The organism is Agromyces sp. P1_H4 (assembly GCF_056405255.1).
Window position 1 is genome coordinate 1 of the sequence record NZ_JBFUCL010000355.1, and the last position, 3,826, is coordinate 3,826.

Annotated in this window: 5 protein-coding genes; 2 read left to right on the forward strand and 3 right to left on the reverse strand. The window is 72.9% G+C overall.

What is annotated here, in order from left to right:
* Positions 1-86 precede the first annotated feature (86 nt).
* Together AC1DY2_RS16915 and AC1DY2_RS16920 are read left to right on the forward strand one after the other, a co-directional pair.
* Positions 87-1,367 (forward strand): M18 family aminopeptidase, encoded by a 1,281-nt coding sequence (locus AC1DY2_RS16915; RefSeq protein WP_476763473.1) that lies wholly within the window; start codon positions 87-89, stop codon positions 1,365-1,367.
* Positions 1,368-1,452: 85 nt separating this feature from the next.
* A complete protein-coding gene (locus AC1DY2_RS16920) occupies positions 1,453-1,962 on the forward strand; it encodes a rhodanese-like domain-containing protein (RefSeq protein WP_476763470.1) in 510 nt (169 codons plus the stop codon).
* A gap of 39 nt (positions 1,963-2,001) precedes the next feature.
* Here AC1DY2_RS16920 and AC1DY2_RS16925 read toward each other — a convergent pair whose 3' ends face one another.
* The 3 genes from AC1DY2_RS16925 to AC1DY2_RS16935 form a co-directional block, all read right to left on the reverse strand.
* Positions 2,002-2,883, reverse strand: a complete 882-nt coding sequence (locus AC1DY2_RS16925) for a sulfurtransferase (protein WP_476763471.1) — start codon at positions 2,881-2,883, stop codon at positions 2,002-2,004.
* A gap of 70 nt (positions 2,884-2,953) precedes the next feature.
* Positions 2,954-3,151, reverse strand: coding sequence for a hypothetical protein (locus tag AC1DY2_RS16930; protein ID WP_159607056.1), 198 nt, complete (start codon positions 3,149-3,151; stop codon positions 2,954-2,956).
* 83 nt (positions 3,152-3,234) lie between these two features.
* The coding region (locus tag AC1DY2_RS16935; RefSeq protein ID WP_476763472.1) for an L-serine ammonia-lyase, iron-sulfur-dependent, subunit alpha at positions 3,235-3,826 on the reverse strand (592 nt) is incomplete at its 5' end.

Genomic DNA, 3,826 nt, shown 5'->3' on the forward strand with positions numbered 1-3,826 from the left:
GGAGGTGCGGTCGAGGCTGCAGGCCGTGGTGCGCTTCGCGTAACGCGCTCGACTCGACCGCGACCGCTCCGGCGGTGTTGGATGGGATGGTGCCCGAGCTCGATACCGACGCCCACCTGTCCGACTTCGCCGACTTCATCCGCGACTCGCCCTCGTCGTACCACGCCGCCGCGTCGGTCGCCGATCGGCTGGAGGCGGCGGGGTTCGAGCGACTCGATGAGCGCGACGAGTGGCCGACCGGCCCCGGACGCCGCGTCGTCGTGCGCGACGGAGCGGTCATCGCGTGGGTGCAGCCTCGTGGGGCGACGCCGACGACGCCGTTCCGCGTCCTCGGAGCGCACACCGACTCGCCGTCGTTCAAGCTGAAGCCCGGCGCGTCGACCAGCTCGGAGGGGCTGCTGCAGGCCGGGGTGGAGGTGTACGGCGGGCCGCTCCTGAACTCCTGGCTCGACCGCGAGCTCGAGTTCGCCGGGCGGCTCGTGACGACCGACGGCACCCAGCACCTGGTGCGCACCGGACCGATGCTGCGCATCCCGCAGCTCGCCATCCACCTCGACCGTGACGTGAACAAGGGCCTGACCCTCGACCGCCAGCGGCATCTGCAGCCGATCTGGGGATCGGTGCCCGGTCCCGACCTGCTCGTGCACCTCGCGGGCGTCGCCGGCGTCGAGGCCGACGATGTCGCCGGACACGACGTGCTCATGGCCGACACGGYCGCGCCCGCCCGCTTCGGCCGCGAGGGCGAGCTCTTCGCCGCTGGCCGCATGGACAACCTCAGTTCCGTCCACGCCGGCCTCGTGGCGCTGCTCGCGGCGCCCGACGACACGGCGCACGTCAGCGTGCTCGCGGCCTTCGATCACGAGGAGCTCGGGTCCGAGTCGCGGTCGGGCGCGAGCGGGCCCTTCCTCGAGGACGTGCTCGCCCGCGTGGCAGCCGGGCTCGGCGCCACCGACGGCGACCGGCGTCGCGCCTTCGCGGACTCGTGGCTGCTCTCCTCCGACGCGGGCCACGCCGTGCACCCGAACTACCCCGAGAAGCACGACCCGAACAACCGTCCGGTGCTCGGCGGCGGCCCCCTGCTGAAGCTCAACGCCAACCAGCGCTACGCGACCGACGGTGTCGGCGCCGCCATGTGGGCACGCGCCTGCCGGCAGGCCGGCGTGACGGCGCAACCGTTCGTGTCGAACAACACCATCCCGTGCGGCAGCACCATCGGCCCGCTCAGCGCGACCCGGCTCGGCATCCGCACGGTCGACGTGGGCACGCCGCTGCTCTCGATGCACTCCGCCCGTGAGCTCGCGCACGTCGACGACCTCGTGGCACTCGCCGCGGGGATCACCGCGTTCTTCGCGCCCGCCGGCGACTGACGCGCCGCCGACGCTGGCCGGATGTCGCGGCACGACGGCGCGATTTCACGCGCCGTCGTGCGGGCGGCGGTGCGAGGGTGAAGGCATGACCGACACCACCATCACCGCATCAGCACTCTTCGAGCACGTCGCCCCGCAGGCCGACGCGATCGCGCACTTCCGGGGTCGGCTGGGCTTCGAGTCCGATGTGTCGGATGTCGCGGCGGCACTCCGTGCGGGCGACCCCGGGTTCGTGCTGGTCGACACCCGGAGCGACGAGTCGTGGGCCCAGGGTCACGTGCCCGGCGCGATCCACCTGCCGGGGCGCCGGATCGCGGCGGAGGCCGCCGACCGCATCCCCGCCGGCACCCCGGTCGTCGTCTACTGCTGGGGTCCCGGGTGCAACGGCGCGACGCGTGCGGCGCTCGAGTTCGCGCTGCTCGGGCATCCCGTCAAGGAGATGCTCGGCGGGTTCGAGTACTGGGTGCGTGAGGGCTTCGCCTTCGACACCGCCGACGGCCTCGCGCAGCGGCAGGCCGACGCCCTCACGAACGTCGCCGCCACCGGCCTCACGGCCGGTGCGGTGATCGACCACGGCATCACCTGCGCCTGCTGACCGCCTGCAGACCGCCTGGCGCCGGTGCCGGCAGGCGGCTCAGACCAGGCTGACGAGCGGCGCCTCGGGGTCGGCGGCCCATTCGTCGAGCGAGCCGTCGTAGACGGCGACATCCGCCTCGCCCGCCTGGCGGAGCGCGAACGCCGTGGCCGCCGCCGCGATGCCGGCACCGCAGTAGACGACGATGCGGCCGCCGTCGCCCGAGGGCGGGACGACACGGGCCCGAGCCGTGAAGTGGGCACCGCGTCGCAGCGTGCCGCGATCTCGGTCGACGATCGCGGCGAGGGGCACGCTCACGCTGCCCGGGATGTGCCCACGTCGCGGACGGCGTCCGGTCTCACCTCGGAAGTCGCTCTCGGGCGACGCGCAGACGAGGGCCGCCGGGGTTCGGCCCTCGACCACGTCCTGCACCTCCGCACGGTCGGCCCAGAACGTCGCGTCGGGCGAGAGCGTCAGCGGCCCGGCCGAGCGCGGCGGTTCGTACCCCGTCTCGAGGTCGCGTTCCTCGGCCCTCCACCGCCGCAGCCCGCCGTCGAGCAGGGCGACCCGCGTGACCCCGGCCGAGCGGAGCAGCCACCACAGCCGGGCCGCCCACTGGCCGAGCGAGGTGTCGTAGACCACGACGGCGACCTCGTCGTCGATGCCGAGCTCGTGTGCGACACGCTCCAGCCGCGTGGCATCCGGCCTGGTGAACGAGAAGGGCCCGTCGGGGTCGGAGAACTCCTCGAGCAGGTCGGCGAAGACCGCCCCTGGCACGTGCCCGTCGATGAGGAACTCGTCGAGGCCGCTGAGCCAGTGGAAGCCGGCCGCGGACTCGACGCCGAGCACGCTCGCGTCGACGACCACGAGACGGGGATCGCCGAGGTGATCGGCGAGCCAGTCGGTGGTGACGAGTTCGGCTGGGAGGTCGAGGACCGGCATGCCGACACGCTAGTCGCGGCGGGCTGCGCAGCGAGCGGATGCCGCAACAGGCCGTAACCGTCGAAGCGCGTCAGCGCAGCGGACCCCTGCGGCTCTCGAGCCACAGCGTGTGCTCCCGGAGCCCGTTGCGCACGGCCGCCTTGATGATGAGGTAGCCGATCCACAGCATGAGCGCGAGGACGGCGAGGTAGACGACGAGGCCGATGACGAGTCCGATGAGGCCGAGGCCCGCGAACAGTTCGGGTGTGACGGGGCTGGGGGTGTCCATCACGTCAGATTGTCAGAGCAGCGCGCGTCGCGCGAGAGTCCCGATCGGGGGCCATGGCCGCGCCCCGGCGAACGGTCGTGAGTTCAGCACTCGATGACGTTCACTGCGAGGCCGCCCTCGCTGGTCTCCTTGTACTTCGTCATCATGTCGAGGCCGGTCTGGCGCATGGTCTCGATCACGGTGTCGAGGGACACGAGGTGCGTGCCGTCGCCGTGCAGCGCGAGCCGCGCTGCGGAGACGGCGGTCGACGACGCGATGGCGTTCCGCTCGATGCACGGCACCTGCACGAGTCCGGCGACCGGGTCGCACGTCAGGCCCAAGTGGTGCTCCATCGCGATCTCGGCGGCGTTCTCGATCTGGCGGGGGGTGCCGCCGAGCACCGCGCAGAGCGCTCCGGCGGCCATCGCGCAGGCCGAGCCGACCTCGGCCTGGCAGCCGCCCTCGGCGCCCGAGATCGACGCGTTCTTCTTCACGAGGCTCGCGATCGCCGCGGCGGTGAGGAGGTAGCGGCGGATGCCCGCGGCATCCGCACCTGGAACGAAGCGCAGGTAGTAGTGGCCGACCGCGGGGATGATGCCCGCGGCGCCGTTCGTCGGCGCGGTCACGACGCGCCCGCCCGAGGCGTTCTCCTCGTTGACCGCGAGCGCGAAGGCGTGCAGCCACTCGGTGGACGTG